This is a genomic window from Streptomyces sp. URMC 127 (genome assembly GCF_051386535.1).
Classification (GTDB): Bacteria; Actinomycetota; Actinomycetes; order Streptomycetales; family Streptomycetaceae; genus Streptomyces.
In genome coordinates, this window is sequence record NZ_JBPQTW010000023.1 from 1 (window position 1) to 15,332 (window position 15,332).

The window sequence follows — 15,332 nt, forward strand, 5'->3', positions numbered from 1 at the left end:
CTCCCGCCGCGCCGCCCTGCGCAGACCCGCGGCCCTCGGCTCCCTCCTCGCCGCCGCGCTCGCGGCCGGGCTGCTCGCCGCCCCGGAGGCGGCGAGCGCCGAGGGCCTGCGGATCCACGACATCCAGGGCACGACCCGCGTGTCCCCGCTCGCCGGGCGGCAGGTGGCGGACGTGCCGGGCGTCGTCACCGCCGTCCGCGCCTTCGGCTCGGCCCGCGGCTTCTGGCTGCAGGACCCGCACCCGGACCGCAACGACGCCACGAGCGAGGGCATCTTCGTCTTCACCGGCTCCACCACCCCGGCCGTGGCCGTGGGCGACGCCGTGACCGTCTCCGGCACCGTCACCGAGTACTACCCGGGCGGCGAGGCGGCCGGCCTGCAGTCGGTCACGCAGCTCACCAAGGCCGCGTGGCACGTGCAGTCCTCGGGCAACGCCCTCCCGGCACCCGTCCGGCTGAACCCGTCGCAGCTTCCCGACCGCTACGCACCCGACGCGCACGGCGGCTCGATCGAGAAGCTGACACTGCGCCCGGGCACGTACGCCCTGGACCGCTTCGAGTCGCTGGAGGGCATGCGCGTCTCCGTGCAGAACGCCCCCGTCGTCGGCGCGACCAGCACGCACAAGGAGCTGTGGGTCACGGCCGAGCCCCGCCACAACCGCACGGGCCGCGGCGGCACGCTCTACGGCGCCTACCGCGACCCGAACGCCGGCCGCGTCAAGGTCGCCTCGCTGATCCCGTTCGCCGAGCGCCCCTTCCCCGTCGCCAACGTCGGCGACGAGCTGTCCGGCACCACCGCGGGCCCGCTGGACTACGACAACTTCGGCGGCTACACCCTGCAGGCCACCGAGCTCGGCAAGCTCACCGACCGGGGTCTGAAGCGCGAGACCACGCGCAAGCAGCGCGCCGACGAGCTGGCGGTCGCCACGTACAACGTCGAGAACCTCTCGCCCAGGACGCCGCAGGCGAAGTTCGACCGGCTGGCGGCCGCGCTGGTCACCAACCTCGCCTCGCCCGACATCGTCGCCCTGGAGGAGGTCCAGGACGACAACGGCACGACCGACAACGGCGTGGTGGAGGCGGGCCAGACGCTGAAGAAGCTCACCGACGCCATCAAGGCGGCGGGCGGCCCGGCCTACGAGTGGCGGCAGATCAACCCCGTCAACGGCCAGGACGGCGGCCAGCCGGGCGGCAACATCCGTACCGCGTTCCTCTTCAACCCCGCCCGGGTGTCCTTCACCGACAAGCCCGGCGGTGACTCCACCACCGCCGTGAAGGCCGTCCGCGAGGGCGGCAAGGCCGCGCTGTCCGTCTCCCCCGGCCGGGTCGCGCCGGGCGACGCCGCGTGGGCGAACAGCCGCAAGCCGCTCGCGGGGCAGTTCACCTTCCGGGGGCAGCGGGTCTTCGTCGTCGCGAACCACTTCAACTCCAAGGGCGGCGACCAGGGCGTCGACAGCCGCTTCCAGCCGCCGGCCCGCTCCTCCGAGGTGCAGCGCACCCAGCAGGCAAAGCTCGTGAACGCGTTCGTCAAGCAGCTGCTGGCGGCGGACCGGAACGCGAACGTCATCGTCGCGGGCGACCTGAACGACTACCAGTTCTCGCCCGCGCTGAAGGCCCTCACCGCGGGCAAGGTCCTCACCGACCAGGTCGACCGGCTGCCGCGCGCCCAGCGCTACGGCTACGTCTACCAGGGCAACTCCCAGGTCCTCGACCACATCCTGACCAGCCCTCATATCCGCCGCGTGGACTACGACATCGTCCACGTCAACGCGGAGTTCGCCGACCAGGCGAGCGACCACGACCCGCAGGTGCTGCGCTGGAAGCCGTAGCACTGCTTAGCGGTGAACGCGAGAACAATTAAATAGACCTGTACGGTCGGCGGGGCTGAGAATCGCAGCCATGACGATCAACCCTCCCGCCAGCCCCTTCGGCCGTACCGTCTGCGCGATGGTCACTCCCTTCACCCCGGACGGAGAGCTCGACCTCGACGGAGCGCAGGCCCTCGCCGACCACCTCGTGGGAGAGGGCGGCTGCGACGGGCTCATCCTCAGCGGCACCACCGGCGAGTCGCCGACCACCAGCGACGCGGAGAAGAGCGCGCTCGTCCGCGCCGTGGCGGAGGCCGTCGGCGACCGGGCGCGGATCACCGCCGGCGTCGGTTCGGCCAGCACCCGGCACACCGTCGAGCTGGCCCGGGCCGCCGAGGCGGCGGGGGCGCACGGGGTGCTGGTGGTGACCCCGTACTACAGCCGGCCGCCGCAGGAGGACATCGCCGAGCACTTCCTGACCGTGGCCGGCGCGACCGGGCTGCCGGTGATGCTCTACGACATCCCCGGCCGCACGGCCACCCGCATCGAGCCCGCCACCATGCTGCGGCTCGCGGAGCACCCGCGCATCGCGGGCGTCAAGGACTGCGCCTACGACCTGCTGGGCAGCTCGAAGGTCATCGCCGAGACGGACCTCGCCTACTACTCGGGCAGCGAGGAGCTGAACCTTCCGCTGCGCTCGGTGGGGGCCGTCGGCTACGTCAGCACCGTCGCGAACGTCGCGGGCGGGGCGCTGGCGGCGGTCCTCGACGCGTACGACCGCGGCGACGGCGCGGAGGCGGCCCGGCTGCACGCGCGGCTGCTGCCCCTGGTGGAGCTGATGATGGCCTCGGGCCTGCCCGGCACGGTGACGGCGAAGGCGCTGCTGGGCGCGCTCGGCCTGCCCGGCGGGCCGGTGCGGGCACCGCTGCGGGCGGCGTCCGCGGAGCGCACGGAAGCGCTGCTGCAGGCGTACAAGGCGCTCTGAGGAAACGCGAGAGCCTGAGGAAACAGCCTGAGGAAACGCGGGAGCGGCCGCACCCCTGCTCCGGGGTGCGGCCGCTCCGCCGCGTCCGCGCCGCCCTGCTCAGTTGTGGCTGTGCAGGATCTCGTTCAGACCGCCCCAGCTGCTCTTGTACGGGCGGGCCTCGACCGCGCCGGTGGTGGAGTTGCGGCGGAAGAGGATGTTGTCGGCGCCGGAGAGCTCCAGCGCCTTGACGACCTGGCCGTCCGGCAGGGTGACGCGGGTGCCCGCGGTCACGTAGAGGCCGGCCTCGACCACGCACTCGTCGCCGAGGGCGATGCCGATGCCCGACTCGGCGCCCAGCAGGCAGCGCTCGCCGATGGAGATGATCTGCTTGCCGCCGCCGGAGAGGGTGCCCATGGTGGAGGCGCCGCCGCCGATGTCGGAGCCGTCGCCCACGACGACGCCCGCGCTGATGCGGCCCTCGACCATGGAGGTGCCCAGCGTGCCGGCGTTGAAGTTGACGAAGCCCTCGTGCATGACGGTGGTGCCGGCGGCCAGGTGGGCGCCCAGGCGGACGCGGTCGGCGTCGGCGATGCGCACGCCGGACGGGGCGACGTAGTCCGTCATCCGGGGGAACTTGTCGATGCTGGTCACCTGCAGGTGCAGGCCCTCGGCGCGGGCGTTCAGGCGCACCGTCTCGACCTGGTCGACGGCGACGGGGCCGAGGGAGGTCCAGGCGACGTTGGCGAGCAGGCCGAAGACGCCGTCCAGGCTCAGGCCGTGCGGCTTCACCAGGCGGTGCGAGAGCAGGTGCAGGCGCAGGTAGGCGTCGTGGGCGTCGAGCGGCTTGTCGTCCAGCGAGGCGATGACCGTACGGACGGCCACGACCTCGACGCCCCGGCGCGGGTCCGGGCCGGCGGCCTTGAGGGCGTTCTCGCCGAGCAGCTCCGCGGCGCGCTCGGCGCTCAGCCGCTCGGTGCCGGCCGGGCCGGCGTCCTCGGTGAGCTCCGGGGCGGGGAACCAGGTGTCGAGGACGGTCCCGTCCGGGGTGATCGTGGCGAGGCCGGCGGCGACGGCGCCGGTGGTACGGGGGGCAACAGCATCGGTCATGCTCGAAAACCTAACCGCCCGGGCCCCCTCAAGGCGAACCGGTGACCCCGACGGCCTTGACCCCGCGCCGGCCGGCCAGGGCGTCTAGGCCACGAGGGACCGCTTCGGGCTCAGCACGCAGAACTCGTTCCCCTCCGGATCGGCGAGAACGCGCCAGGAGACGTCCGGGCCCTGCCCCACGTCCGCCGGGCGGGCGCCGAGTGCGGTGATGCGCGCGACCTCGGCGTCGAGGTCGTCGGGGTTGAGGTCGATGTGCAGCCGGTTCTTGAGGGTCTTGCCCTCCGTCACGGGCACGAAGGTGATGCCCGGGGTCGCGGACTCGTCAACGCCGATGACGATTTCCGCGTCATCCTCGTAGAGCACCTTCCAGTCGAGGACCCCGCACCAGAACCGCGCCTGCGCGCGGAGGTCGTGTGCGTCGATGACGAGGGTGTAGAGCGAAGAAGCCATGGCCACACTCTGTCCGAGCAGCTCCGAGGAGTCCCGGCAATGCATCAGATGCCCGCGGAAACGCAGCCCCACGTGCGGACCTTCATGGGCTGGCCGCCGGCCGGTCCCGTCTGGGGCCCGTACACCGCCGCGGTCCGCGAGGACGTCGCCGCCGTCGCCCGGGTGATCGCGGAGTACGAGCCGCTGGTGCTGCTCGCCGGCCCGGAGGACGCCGGAGCGGCGCGGAAGGCCTGCGGCGGGGGCGTGGAGATCGCGGAGGTGCCCGTCGACGACCTGTGGCTGCGGGACTCCGGCCCCGTCTTCGTCACCGGGCCGGACGGCACCGCGGCCGGGATCGACTTCGGCTTCAACGGGTGGGGCGGCAAGCAGCAGCACTCCCGGGACGGCTTGGTCGCGCGCCGGGTGCTGGAGGCCCTTGGGGTGCCCCGTATCGAGGCCCCGGTCGTCGCCGAGGGCGGCTCGCTGGAGTCCGACGGCGAGGGCACGCTGCTGGTCACCGAGAGCTCGCTGGTGAACGACAACCGCAACCCGGGCCGGACCCGCGACGAGATCGAACGCGCGCTCATGGACCTGCTCGGCGCTCGCAAGGTCATCTGGCTGGAGGGCGTCCGCGGCGAGGACGTCACCGACTGCCACGTCGACGCCCTGGCCCGCTTCGCCGCCCCCGGCACGGTCGTCCTCAGCAGCCCGCCCGAGGGCGCCCGCCCCGACGTCTGGACCCGGGTGTACGAACAGGCCCGCGCGGTCCTCTCCGCGTCCACCGACGCCCGCGGCCGCGCCCTGGAGACGGTCGAGCTCCCCGAGCCGGACCCCGCCGCACTCGGCCCCCGCGGCGAGGACTTCCTCGGTTCGTACGCCAACTACTACGTCGCGAACGGCGCCGTGCTCCTCCCCCGCTTCGGCGACCGCCGCGCCGACGACCGCGCGGTGTCGACCCTGCGTGACCTGTACCCCGGCCGCGAGATCCGCCCCGTGGACATCCCCACCCTCGCCGAGGGCGGCGGCGGCATCCACTGCGCAACGCAACAGCAGCCCGCCGCGCGGACGCGGTGACGAACCGACGCCGGTGACGCGTAGAGGCCCCCGGCGTCATGCCGGGGGCCTCTACGGTGCAGCAGTGTCAGACGTGTCAGACGTTGAAGCCGAGCGCGCGGAGCTGCTCGCGGCCCTCGTCGGTGATCTTGTCGGGACCCCACGGCGGCATCCAGACCCAGTTGATCCGGAGCTCGTTGACGATGCCTTCGGTGGCGGACTTCGCCTGGTCCTCGATGACGTCGGTCAGCGGGCAGGCCGCGGACGTCAGGGTCATGTCGAGGGTGGCGATGTTGGCGTCGTCGATGTGGATGCCGTAGATCAGGCCGAGGTTGACGACGTCGATGCCCAGCTCGGGGTCGACCACGTCGTAGAGGGCCTCGCGGACCTCTTCCTCGGTGGCCGGCTTGGTGGTCACCTCTGCGTTGTCGCTCATGCGGTCTTCCTTTCAGCGGCTTCACCCATGGCCTGGGCAGTCGCGTCCTTCCACGCCATCCAGCTCAGCAGAGCACACTTCACGCGCGCCGGGTACTTGGAGACGCCGGCGAACGCGACCGCGTCCTCCAGCACCTCCTCCATCGCGTCGTCCGGCTCGATGCGGCCCTTGGACTGCATCAGCTCCAGGAAGGTCTCCTGGATCTTCTGCGCCTGCTCCAGCTCCTTGCCGACGAGCAGCTCGTTGAGGACGGAGGCGCTGGCCTGGCTGATGGAGCAGCCCTGGCCCTCGTACGAGACGTCCTCGATGGTGTCGCCGGACATGCGCACCCGCAGCGTGATCTCGTCGCCGCAGGTCGGGTTGACGTGGTGCACCTCGGCGTCGCCGGCCCGCAAGCCCCGCCCGTGCGGGTGCTTGTAGTGGTCCAGGATGACGTCCTGGTACATCGAATCAAGCTTCACGAGGTCCTCAGCTCTACCCGAAGAAGTTCCGGACGTGCTCCAGGCCCGCGACCAGGGCGTCGACCTCGCCGGGGGTGGAGTACAGATAGAACGACGCTCGCGTGGTCGCGGGAATTCCGTACCGCAGGCAGACCGGCCGCGCGCAGTGGTGGCCGACGCGGACGGCGATGCCCTGCTCGTCGAGGACCTGGCCCACGTCGTGCGGGTGGATGTCGCCGAGCGTGAAGGAGATCGTGGCCCCGCGGTCCTCGGCCGTGGCCGGGCCGATGATCCGCAGGTCCGGGACCTCCTGCAGGCGGGTCACGGCGTACTGCGTGATCGCGTGCTCGTGCCGGGCGATGTTCTCCATGCCGATCGAGGAGAGGTAGTCCACCGCGGCGCCCAGGCCCACGGCCTGCGCGATCGGGGGCGTGCCGGCCTCGAACTTGTGCGGCGCGGGGGCGTAGGTGGAGGAGTGCATCGAGACGGTCTCGATCATCTCGCCGCCGCCGAGGAACGGCGGGAGGTCCTCCAGCAGCTCCTGGCGGCCCCACAGGACGCCGATGCCCGTCGGGCCGCACATCTTGTGGCCGGTGAAGGCCACGAAGTCGGCTTGGAGGGCCTGGACGTCCAGCACCATGTGCGGAGCGGCCTGGGAGGCGTCGATCACCACGAGCGCGCCGACCTCCTGGGCGCGGCGGACGATGGTCTCGACGGGGTTCTGCGTGCCCAGGATGTTGGAGACCAGCACGAAGGAGACGACCTTGGTCTTCTCGGTGATGATCTCGTCGATGTTCGACAGGTCGAGCCGGCCGTCGTCGGTGAGGCCGAACCACTTCAGCTTCGCGCCGGTGCGCTGCGAGAGCAGCTGCCACGGAACGATGTTGGAGTGGTGCTCCATCTCCGTGATGACGATCTCGGTGTCGTGGTCGACCCGGTAGGGCTCGTCGGCCCAGCCGAGCATGTTGGCCACGAGGTTGAGCGACTCGGAGGCGTTCTTGGTGAAGATGACCTCGTCGCGGCTGGGCGCGTTGATGAAGGCGGCGACCTTGTCGCGCGCGCCCTCGTACAGCGCCGTGGCCTCCTCGGCGATGGTGTAGACGCCGCGGTGGACGTTGGCGTTGTGCCGCTCGTAGTACGCGTTGAGCGCGTCGAGCACCTGGCGCGGCTTCTGGGAGGTGGCCGCGGAGTCCAGGTAAACGATCTTCTTGCCGTCGTGGACCGTGCGGTCCAGGATCGGGAAGTCCTTGCGAATCGCCTCGGTGTCGAGGAGGCCCGGCAGTATCGTCACGCGGTTACGCCACCCTTCGTCTGGTAGGACTCGTAGCCCTCCGCCTCCAGCTTGTCGGCGAGCTCGGCGCCGCCGGACTCGACGATGCGACCGCCGGAGAAGACGTGCACGAAGTCGGGCTTGATGTAGCGCAGGATGCGCGTGTAGTGCGTGATCAGCAGGGTGCCGACCTCGCCGGTCTCGCGGACGCGGTTGACGCCCTCGGAGACCTGGCGCAGGGCGTCGACGTCCAGACCGGAGTCGGTCTCGTCGAGGATCGCGATCTTCGGCTTGAGGAGCTCCAGCTGGAGGATCTCGTGGCGCTTCTTCTCACCGCCGGAGAAGCCCTCGTTGACGTTGCGCTCGGCGAAGGCGGGGTCCATGTTGAGGCGCTCCATGGCCTCCTTGACCTCCTTCACCCAGGTGCGCAGCTTGGGGGCCTCGCCGCGGATGGCGGTGGCCGAGGTGCGCAGGAAGTTGGAGACCGAGACGCCGGGCACCTCGACGGGGTACTGCATGGCGAGGAAGACGCCGGCGCGGGCGCGCTCGTCGACGGACATCGCGAGGACGTCCTCGCCGTCGAGGGTGACGGTGCCGCCGGTGACCGTGTACTTGGGGTGACCCGCGAGCGAGTACGCCAGGGTCGACTTGCCGGAGCCGTTGGGGCCCATGATGGCGTGGGTCTCGCCCTGCTTCACGGTCAGGTCGACGCCCTTGAGGATCTCGCGCGGGCCGTTCTCGGCTTCGACGGAGACGTGCAGGTCGTGGATCTCAAGCGTTGCCATGGGGAACTCAGGACTCCTGGGTGACGGAGACGAGCACGTCGTCCCCTTCGATCTTGACGGGGTATACGGGGACGGGGCGCGTGGCGGGCAGGCCCGAGGGCTTTCCGGTGCGCAGGTCGAAGCTGGAGCCGTGCAGCCAGCACTCGATGGCGCAGTCCTCCACCTCGCCCTCGGAGAGCGAGACGTTCGCGTGGGAGCAGATGTCGTTGATGGCGAAGACCTCTCCCTCGGTGCGGACGAGGGAGACGGGGACGCCGTCGACCTCGACCCGCTTGGGGGTGTCCTCCTCCAGGTCGCTCAGGGCGGCCACTCGGACGAAAAGGGTCTCGCTCATGCCACCGACGCCTCCAGCTCGGCCTCGATCTTGGCGATGAGGCGCTCCTCGAGTTCCGGGATGCCGATCTGCTGGACGAGCTCGGCGAAGAAGCCGCGGACGACCAGGCGGCGGGCCTCGTCGGCCGGGATGCCGCGGGCCATCAGGTAGAACAGCTGCTCGTCGTCGAAGCGGCCGGTCGCGGAGGCGTGGCCGGCGCCGACGATCTCGCCGGTCTCGATCTCCAGGTTGGGCACGGAGTCGACGCGGGCGCCGTCGGTGAGGACGAGGTTGCGGTTGAGCTCGTAGGTGTCGGTGCCCTCGGCCGCCGCGCGGATGAGGACGTCGCCGATCCAGACGGCGTGGGCGTCCTGGCCCTGCAGGGCGCCCTTGTAGGCGACGTTGCTGCGGCAGTGCGGGGTGTCGTGGTCGACGAGGAGGCGGTGCTCCTGGTGCTGGCCCTCGTCGGTGAAGTACAGGCCGTAGAGCTCGGCCTCGCCGCCGGGGCCGGCGTAGACGACCCGCGGGTGGAGGCGGACCAGGTCGCCGCCGAAGGTGACGATGACGGACTTGAAGGAGGCGTCGCGGCCGACCAGCGCGGTGTGCTGGGCGGCGTGCACGGCGGTTGCGTCCCAGTCCTGGACGGAGACGACGGTGAGCTTGGCGCCGTCGCCGACGAGGAATTCGACGTTGGCGGCGAGCGTGGTGTCGCCGGTGTGGTCGAGGACGACGACGGCCTCGGCGAAGGCGCCGATCTCGATCACCTGGTGGCCGAAGGCCACGCCGCCCTCGCCGTGCACCGAGACGGTGACGGGCTCGGTGAGGACCGTGTCCTTGGGGATCGAGACGACCGAGGCCTTCTCGAAGGAGGTGTAGGCCTGGGCGGCGACGCGGTCGACGGGCTTGCCGGCCCGGCCGAGGCGGGCGTCGTCGCGGCCGACGGTCTCGACGGTGACGCCCGCGGGGGCGCTCACCTCGACCTTGACGCCGCCGCCGTTCGCCACGGCGGTGCCGTCGTGAAGGCCGCGCAGGCGCTCCAGCGGCGTGAACCGCCACTCCTCCTCGCGGCCGTGCGGCACGGGGAAGTCCGCGACGTCGTACGAGGCGGGTGCGCTCACGCGCGCGTCGATGGGCTGCTGGGGCCCGCCCACCTGGATGGCGCCGTCGGTCGTGCTGCCGGCGGGGGTGTTGTCAGCCATGGCTGTCGTCGTGCTCTCTTCCTGTCACAAAGGGTTCGCTGCTGCGGTCGGGGGCGTCCGTGCCCCTCCCCTGCCTCGGGGGCCGGGGAAGGGTCAGCCGACGGCGCCTTCCATCTGCAGCTCGATCAGCCGGTTGAGCTCCAGCGCGTACTCCATGGGGAGCTCGCGGGCGATCGGCTCGACGAAGCCGCGCACGATCATGGCCATCGCCTCGTCCTCGGACAGACCGCGGCTCATCAGGTAGAAGAGCTGGTCGTCGCTGACCTTGGAGACGGTCGCCTCGTGGCCCATGGAGACGTCGTCCTCGCGGACGTCGACGTAGGGGTAGGTGTCCGACCGGGAGATCGTGTCCACCAGCAGGGCGTCGCAGAGCACGTTCGACTTGGAGCCGTGGGCGCCCTCGCCGATCTCGATCAGGCCGCGGTAGGAGGTGCGGCCGCCGCCGCGCGCCACCGACTTGGAGACGATGTTGGAGGAGGTGTTCGGCGCCATGTGGACCATCTTCGCGCCGGCGTCCTGGTGCTGGCCCTGGCCGGAGAACGCGATCGACAGCGTCTCGCCCTTGGCGTGCTCGCCCATCAGGTAGACGGCGGGGTACTTCATCGTCACCTTGGAGCCGATGTTGCCGTCGACCCACTCCATGGTCGCGCCCTCGTAGGCCACGGCGCGCTTGGTGACCAGGTTGTAGACGTTGTTCGACCAGTTCTGGATGGTCGTGTAGCGGCAGCGGCCGCCCTTCTTGACGATGATCTCCACGACGGCGCTGTGCAGCGAGTCCGAGGAGTAGATCGGGGCGGTGCAGCCCTCGACGTAGTGGACGTAGGCGTCCTCGTCGACGATGATCAGCGTCCGCTCGAACTGGCCCATGTTCTCCGTGTTGATACGGAAGTAGGCCTGCAGCGGGATGTCGACGTGGACACCCTTCGGCACGTAGATGAAGGAGCCGCCGGACCACACGGCGGTGTTCAGCGACGCGAACTTGTTGTCACCGACGGGGATGACCGTGCCGAAGTACTCCTGGAAGAGCTCCGGGTGCTCCTTCAGGGCCGTGTCGGTGTCCAGGAAGATGACGCCCTGGGCCTCCAGGTCCTCGCGGATCTGGTGGTAGACGACCTCCGACTCGTACTGCGCGGCGACACCGGCGACCAGGCGCTGCTTCTCGGCCTCGGGGATGCCCAGCTTGTCGTAGGTGTTCTTGATGTCCTGGGGGAGGTCCTCCCAGGTGGCCGCCTGCTTCTCGGTGGAGCGGACGAAGTACTTGATGTTGTCGAAGTCGATGCCGGTGAGGTCGGAGCCCCAGGTCGGCATGGGCTTCTTGTCGAAGAGCTTCAGGCCCTTCAGGCGCAGCTTGAGCATCCACTCCGGCTCGGACTTCTTCGCCGAGATGTCGCGGACGACCTCCTCGGAGAGACCGCGCTTCGCCGCGGCACCGGCCTCGTCGGAGTCGGCCCAGCCGTATTCGTACGTGCCCAGGCCTTCGAGCTCAGGGTGGGCAGTCTCCGTGGGGAGAGTCATGCGGGGTTCCTCCCGGCCGTGCTGGCGGATGCTGTGGTGGTCTTGGTCTTGCTCTTCGGGATGAACGTCGTGCACACCCCGTCGCCGTGGGCGATGGTGGCAAGACGCTGCACATGTGTCCCGAGCAGGCGGGAGAAGACCTCGGTCTCCGCCTCGCACAGCTGCGGGAACTGCTCGGCGACATGGGCGACCGGGCAGTGGTGCTGGCAAAGCTGTTCGCCGACCGGCGCGCTACGCGCCGTAGCAGCGTACCCGTCCGCGGTCAATGCCCTGGCAAGGGCCTCGGTGCGGGACTCGGGCGGGGCCGCCTCCAGCGCGCGGCGGTACCCCTCGGCCTGGGCCGCCATGCGGGCCCGGGCGAAGGCCGCCACGGCGGCCTCGCCCATCTCGCCGCCGCCGGCCGCCTGCGCGATCCAGCGCAGGGCGTCGCCGGCCAGCTTGTCGTACGCCTGGTCGAAGGCGTCGCGGCCGCAGTCGGTCAGCGCGAAGGCCTTGGCGGGGCGGCCGCGGCCCCGGGCGCCGTAGACCCGCTTCTCGCGGGGCTCGACGACGCCCTCGGCGACGAGGGTGTCGAGGTGGCGGCGCACGGCCGCCTGGGTGAGCTGCAGGCGCAGGGCCAGCTCGGCCGCGGTCGACGGGCCGTGATCGAGGATGGAGCGGGCGACGCGATTGCGGGTGCCGCGCTGCTCGTCATGGCCCGGCGCAGCCTGCTGCGGCCCTGCGGCCCCCGGGTCTCCCGGACCGGCCGCGGGCCCCTGCGAAGCCTCGCGCACGTATTTCACAACACCATTGTTGCGTAATTGCGGGGAGCCGGACAAGCCTCGCCGGGCCGCCCGGCGGTGTCCTCCATCACTAAGGGTTACCTAACCGCCACCCGTCGATCTTGGCCCGGAGGACCGCGGAAGCCCGGCGCCAAGCCCTCGCGGCCCCTCCCGCCACAGCCGTCCCCGCCCGCATCCGGTTCCACCCCGGGGCCTCCCGGGACACGCCCGGCTTCGTAGACTTCCCGCCATGCGCAGCGTCTTTCCGGGGGACACCCCCGAGGCCCCGGACGGGCCCGCGGTCGAGGTCCGCGGGCTGGTGAAGCGGTACGGGCCCAGGACCGCGGTGGACGGGCTCGACCTGTCCGTCGCCCGCGGCGGCCTCACCGCGGTCCTCGGCCCCAACGGAGCCGGCAAGACCACCACGATCGAGACCTGCGAGGGCTACCGCCGCCCCGACGCGGGCACCGTCCGCGTCCTCGGGCTCGACCCCGTCGCCGACGCCGCGGCCCTGCGCCCCCGCGTGGGCGTCATGCTGCAGAGCGGAGGGGTGTACGCGGGGGCGCGCGCGGAGGAGATGCTGCGCCACGTCGCCGCCCTGCACGCCCACCCCCTGGACGTGCCCTCCCTTATAGAGCGGCTCGGCCTGGGCGGCTGCGGCCGCACGCCCTACCGCCGGCTCTCCGGCGGCCAGCAGCAGCGCCTCGCGCTCGCCATGGCCGTCGTCGGCCGCCCCGAGCTGGTCTTCCTGGACGAGCCGACGGCCGGCCTCGACCCGCAGGCCCGGCACGCCACCTGGGACCTGGTGCGCGAGCTGCGCTCCGACGGCGTCACCGTCGTCCTCACCACGCACTACATGGACGAGGCCGAGGCCCTGGCCGACGACGTCGCCATCATCGACAGCGGCCGGGTCATCGCCCAGGGCAGCCCCGAGGAACTGTGCCGGGGCGGCGCGGAGAACACGCTGCGCTTCAGCGGCCGGCCCGGCCTGGACCTCGGCTCGCTGCTGAAGGCCCTGCCCGCCGAGACGACGGCGGCGGAGCCGACACCGGGCACGTACCGCGTGGGCGGCCGCATCGACCCGCAGCTGCTCGCCACGGTGACCACGTGGTGCGCGCAGAACGGCGTCATGCCGGACCGCATCGCGGTCGAGCGGCACACGCTGGAGGACGTCTTTCTTGAGCTGACCGGTAAGGAGCTGCGGGCGTGAGTGACCTGACCTCGACGGGCGCCGAGACCTTCGCCCCGCGGCCCGGTGCCGCCCCCCTGTCCCGGATGATCCGCGCGCAGGCCGCGCTGGAGACCCGCATGCTGCTGCGCAACGGCGAGCAGCTGCTGCTGACCGTCGTCATCCCCACGCTGCTGCTCGTTCTCTTCAGCGCCGTCGACATCGTCGCTGTGCCTACGGAAACAGCCGGCGGCGAGGGCAAGGCCGTCGACTTCCTCGCCCCGGGAGTGCTGGCGCTGGCGGTGATGTCCACGGCGTTCACCGGCCAGGCCATCGCGACCGGCTTCGAGCGCCGCTACGGCGTCCTGAAGCGGCTGGGCGCCTCGCCCCTGCCGCGCTGGGCGCTGATGACGGCGAAGACCTGCTCGGTGCTGGTCACCGAGGTGCTGCAGGTCGTCCTGCTGACGGTGATCGCGTTCGCGCTGGGCTGGTCCCCGCAGGGCAACCCGCTCGCGGCCCTGCTGCTGCTCGTGCTGGGCACGGCGGCGTTCTCCGGGCTGGGGCTGCTGATGGCCGGCACGCTGAAGGCCGAGGTGACGCTCGCCGCGGCGAACCTCGTCTTCCTCCTGCTGCTGGTCGGCGGCGGCGTGATCGTGCCGATGGAGAAGTTCCCCGGCGCGGTGCGGACGGTGCTGGAGCTGCTGCCGGTCTCGGCGCTCTCGGACGGCCTGCGGGACGTCCTGCAGCACGGCGCCGGCATGCCCTGGGGCGACCTCGGCATCCTCGCCGTGTGGGCGGTCCTCGGCCTCGGTGCCGCGGCCAGGCTCTTCCGCTGGGAGTGATGGGAGTGATGGGAGTGAGCGGGCCGTGGGAATGACCGGGCTGTGCTGCCGGGTGATCAGGCTCTTCCGCCGGGAGCGGGCCGCGCGGGCGCGCCGGGCGCAGCCCTCGTAGGCACCCCGGGTGCAGCCCCCGCAGGCGCGCCGCGCCCACCCCTCGTGAATCCGTGCACAAGCTCCCCTTTACGATGAGCCCGTGCCGAAAACGCTGAACCCCCTCCAGATCGTCGCCGACCGCTGGCAGCCCTCCGCGCGCTTCGTCCGGCGGGCGGCCTTCGCCTGCGTGGCGATGGCCGTGGTCATCGTGGTGACGGGCGGCGCGGTCCGGCTCACCCAGTCGGGGCTCGGCTGCCCGACGTGGCCCACCTGCACCGAGGACAGCCTGACGCCCACCCCCGAGATGGGCATCAACGGCATCATCGAGTTCACCAACCGCATGCTCACGTACGTGCTCTGCGCGGTCGTGGGCGTGGCGATCGTGGCGGCCCGCGCGCGGGCGCCGCGCCGCCGCCCCCTGACGCGCCTGGGCTGGGCCCAGTTCTGGCTGATCGCGAGCAACGGCATCATCGGCGGCATCACGGTACTGACGGGCCTCAACCCGTACATCGTCGCCCTGCACTTCCTCGCGGCGACCGCGCTGCTGACGGTGGCCGTGGTGATGTGGCACCGGTCGGCCGAGGGCGACGACGCGCCGCGCGACCTGGTGGCCCGCCCGGTGCGGCAGCTCAGCGGGGTCCTGGTCGGGGCGACCGTCCTGCTGATCCTGGCCGGCACGGTGGTGACCGGCTCCGGCCGGCACGCGGGCGACGCCAAGAAGGACGTCCACCGCATCCCGCTGGACTGGCGCGAGGTCTCCCAGCTGCACGTCGACTTCGTCTACATCGTGCTGGGCCTGACCGTCGCGCTGTGGTTCGTGCTGCGGGCCGTGAACGCGCCGGCCCTGCCGCGCCGCCGGGTGACCGAGATGTTCGCCGTGCTGATGGCCCAGGGCGTCGTCGGCTATGTGCAGTACTTCAACGACGAGCCCGAGATCGTGGTCGGCGTGCACATGCTCGGCTCCTGCCTGGTGTGGATCGCCGTGCTGCGGGTCTTCATGTCGCTGCGCGACCGCGGCGAGCAGGCCGTCGTGCCCGCCCCCGCGGAGGGGCACGAGGCGGTCCCGGCTCAGCCGGCGGGCGCATCCGGCCGGTAGGCGCTCAGTCGGCCGAGGCGTCCAGCCGGTAGGCGCTCAGCCGGCCGAGGC

General features: G+C 71.6%; 16 protein-coding genes. 6 read left to right on the plus strand and 10 right to left on the minus strand.

What is annotated here, in order from left to right:
- The first annotated feature begins 16 nt into the window (after window positions 1–16).
- Together ACSNOH_RS08230 and dapA are read left to right on the plus strand one after the other, a co-directional pair.
- Entirely contained in the window at window positions 17–1,828 is a 1,812-nt protein-coding gene (locus ACSNOH_RS08230) for an endonuclease/exonuclease/phosphatase family protein (RefSeq protein ID WP_436720599.1), read from the plus strand.
- 70 nt (window positions 1,829–1,898) lie between these two features.
- Window positions 1,899–2,792, plus strand: a complete 894-nt coding sequence (gene dapA / locus ACSNOH_RS08235) for a 4-hydroxy-tetrahydrodipicolinate synthase (RefSeq protein WP_436720556.1) — start codon at window positions 1,899–1,901, stop codon at window positions 2,790–2,792.
- A 99-nt stretch (window positions 2,793–2,891) separates the two neighbouring features.
- On the opposite strand, the gene dapD is transcribed toward dapA, so the two are convergent.
- Together dapD and ACSNOH_RS08245 are read right to left on the minus strand one after the other, a co-directional pair.
- Complete coding sequence (gene dapD / locus ACSNOH_RS08240) at window positions 2,892–3,881, minus strand: 2,3,4,5-tetrahydropyridine-2,6-dicarboxylate N-succinyltransferase (protein WP_436720557.1); 990 nt, start codon at window positions 3,879–3,881, stop codon at window positions 2,892–2,894.
- A gap of 84 nt (window positions 3,882–3,965) precedes the next feature.
- Entirely contained in the window at window positions 3,966–4,331 is a 366-nt protein-coding gene (locus ACSNOH_RS08245) for a VOC family protein (protein ID WP_436720558.1), read from the minus strand.
- 39 nt (window positions 4,332–4,370) lie between these two features.
- Here ACSNOH_RS08245 and ACSNOH_RS08250 point away from each other — a divergent pair, with 39 nt between their 5' ends.
- Window positions 4,371–5,384 carry an agmatine deiminase family protein gene (locus ACSNOH_RS08250; protein WP_436720559.1) on the plus strand — a complete coding sequence of 338 codons (1,014 nt, stop codon included), beginning with the start codon at window positions 4,371–4,373 and terminating at the stop codon, window positions 5,382–5,384.
- A gap of 76 nt (window positions 5,385–5,460) precedes the next feature.
- Here ACSNOH_RS08250 and ACSNOH_RS08255 read toward each other — a convergent pair whose 3' ends face one another.
- From ACSNOH_RS08255 to ACSNOH_RS08290, 8 genes are all read right to left on the minus strand, one after another.
- On the minus strand, window positions 5,461–5,799 hold the full coding sequence (locus ACSNOH_RS08255; protein ID WP_058044949.1) for a metal-sulfur cluster assembly factor: 339 nt from the start codon (window positions 5,797–5,799) through the stop codon (window positions 5,461–5,463).
- Complete coding sequence (gene sufU, locus ACSNOH_RS08260; RefSeq protein WP_436720561.1) at window positions 5,796–6,260, minus strand: Fe-S cluster assembly sulfur transfer protein SufU; 465 nt, start codon at window positions 6,258–6,260, stop codon at window positions 5,796–5,798. The genes ACSNOH_RS08255 and sufU overlap by 4 nt, the downstream gene beginning before the upstream one ends.
- Window positions 6,261–6,273: 13 nt before the next feature.
- The gene (locus tag ACSNOH_RS08265; RefSeq protein WP_436720562.1) at window positions 6,274–7,530 is read right to left on the minus strand and encodes a cysteine desulfurase; all 1,257 of its coding nucleotides are present in this window, start codon (window positions 7,528–7,530) and stop codon (window positions 6,274–6,276) included.
- Window positions 7,527–8,294, minus strand: coding sequence for a Fe-S cluster assembly ATPase SufC (gene sufC, locus ACSNOH_RS08270; RefSeq protein ID WP_436720563.1), 768 nt, complete (start codon window positions 8,292–8,294; stop codon window positions 7,527–7,529). Before sufC ends, ACSNOH_RS08265 begins: the two co-directional genes overlap by 4 nt.
- A 7-nt stretch (window positions 8,295–8,301) precedes the next feature.
- Window positions 8,302–8,628, minus strand: coding sequence for a non-heme iron oxygenase ferredoxin subunit (locus ACSNOH_RS08275; RefSeq protein ID WP_436720564.1), 327 nt, complete (start codon window positions 8,626–8,628; stop codon window positions 8,302–8,304).
- Window positions 8,625–9,806 carry a Fe-S cluster assembly protein SufD gene (gene sufD, locus ACSNOH_RS08280; RefSeq protein WP_436720565.1) on the minus strand — a complete coding sequence of 394 codons (1,182 nt, stop codon included), beginning with the start codon at window positions 9,804–9,806 and terminating at the stop codon, window positions 8,625–8,627. The genes ACSNOH_RS08275 and sufD overlap by 4 nt, the downstream gene beginning before the upstream one ends.
- 93 nt (window positions 9,807–9,899) lie before the next feature.
- Entirely contained in the window at window positions 9,900–11,321 is a 1,422-nt protein-coding gene (gene sufB / locus ACSNOH_RS08285; protein WP_436720566.1) for a Fe-S cluster assembly protein SufB, read from the minus strand.
- A complete protein-coding gene (locus ACSNOH_RS08290; protein ID WP_436720567.1) occupies window positions 11,318–12,103 on the minus strand; it encodes a helix-turn-helix transcriptional regulator in 786 nt (261 codons plus the stop codon). The genes sufB and ACSNOH_RS08290 overlap by 4 nt, the downstream gene beginning before the upstream one ends.
- Window positions 12,104–12,332: 229 nt before the next feature.
- Here ACSNOH_RS08290 and ACSNOH_RS08295 point away from each other — a divergent pair, with 229 nt between their 5' ends.
- The 3 genes from ACSNOH_RS08295 (at window position 12,333) to ACSNOH_RS08305 (ending at window position 15,281) form a co-directional block, all read left to right on the plus strand.
- The gene (locus ACSNOH_RS08295; protein ID WP_436720568.1) at window positions 12,333–13,292 is read left to right on the plus strand and encodes an ABC transporter ATP-binding protein; all 960 of its coding nucleotides are present in this window, start codon (window positions 12,333–12,335) and stop codon (window positions 13,290–13,292) included.
- A gap of 65 nt (window positions 13,293–13,357) precedes the next feature.
- A complete protein-coding gene (locus tag ACSNOH_RS08300; RefSeq protein ID WP_436720600.1) occupies window positions 13,358–14,092 on the plus strand; it encodes an ABC transporter permease in 735 nt (244 codons plus the stop codon).
- Window positions 14,093–14,285: 193 nt separating this feature from the next.
- Window positions 14,286–15,281, plus strand: coding sequence for a COX15/CtaA family protein (locus ACSNOH_RS08305; RefSeq protein ID WP_436720569.1), 996 nt, complete (start codon window positions 14,286–14,288; stop codon window positions 15,279–15,281).
- Window positions 15,282–15,332: the final 51 nt, after the last annotated feature.

Coding starts and splice junctions, on each gene's coding strand:
- dapA (WP_436720556.1), top strand. CDS start 1,899: ATGACGATCAACCCTCCCGCCAGCCCCTTCGGCCGTACCGTCTGCGCG.
- dapD (WP_436720557.1), bottom strand. CDS start 3,881: ATGACCGATGCTGTTGCCCCCCGTACCACCGGCGCCGTCGCCGCCGGC.
- ACSNOH_RS08245 (WP_436720558.1), bottom strand. CDS start 4,331: ATGGCTTCTTCGCTCTACACCCTCGTCATCGACGCACACGACCTCCGC.
- ACSNOH_RS08250 (WP_436720559.1), top strand. CDS start 4,371: ATGCATCAGATGCCCGCGGAAACGCAGCCCCACGTGCGGACCTTCATG.
- ACSNOH_RS08255 (WP_058044949.1), bottom strand. CDS start 5,799: ATGAGCGACAACGCAGAGGTGACCACCAAGCCGGCCACCGAGGAAGAG.
- sufC (WP_436720563.1), bottom strand. CDS start 8,294: ATGGCAACGCTTGAGATCCACGACCTGCACGTCTCCGTCGAAGCCGAG.
- ACSNOH_RS08275 (WP_436720564.1), bottom strand. CDS start 8,628: ATGAGCGAGACCCTTTTCGTCCGAGTGGCCGCCCTGAGCGACCTGGAG.
- sufD (WP_436720565.1), bottom strand. CDS start 9,806: ATGGCTGACAACACCCCCGCCGGCAGCACGACCGACGGCGCCATCCAG.
- sufB (WP_436720566.1), bottom strand. CDS start 11,321: ATGACTCTCCCCACGGAGACTGCCCACCCTGAGCTCGAAGGCCTGGGC.
- ACSNOH_RS08295 (WP_436720568.1), top strand. CDS start 12,333: ATGCGCAGCGTCTTTCCGGGGGACACCCCCGAGGCCCCGGACGGGCCC.
- ACSNOH_RS08300 (WP_436720600.1), top strand. CDS start 13,358: ATGATCCGCGCGCAGGCCGCGCTGGAGACCCGCATGCTGCTGCGCAAC.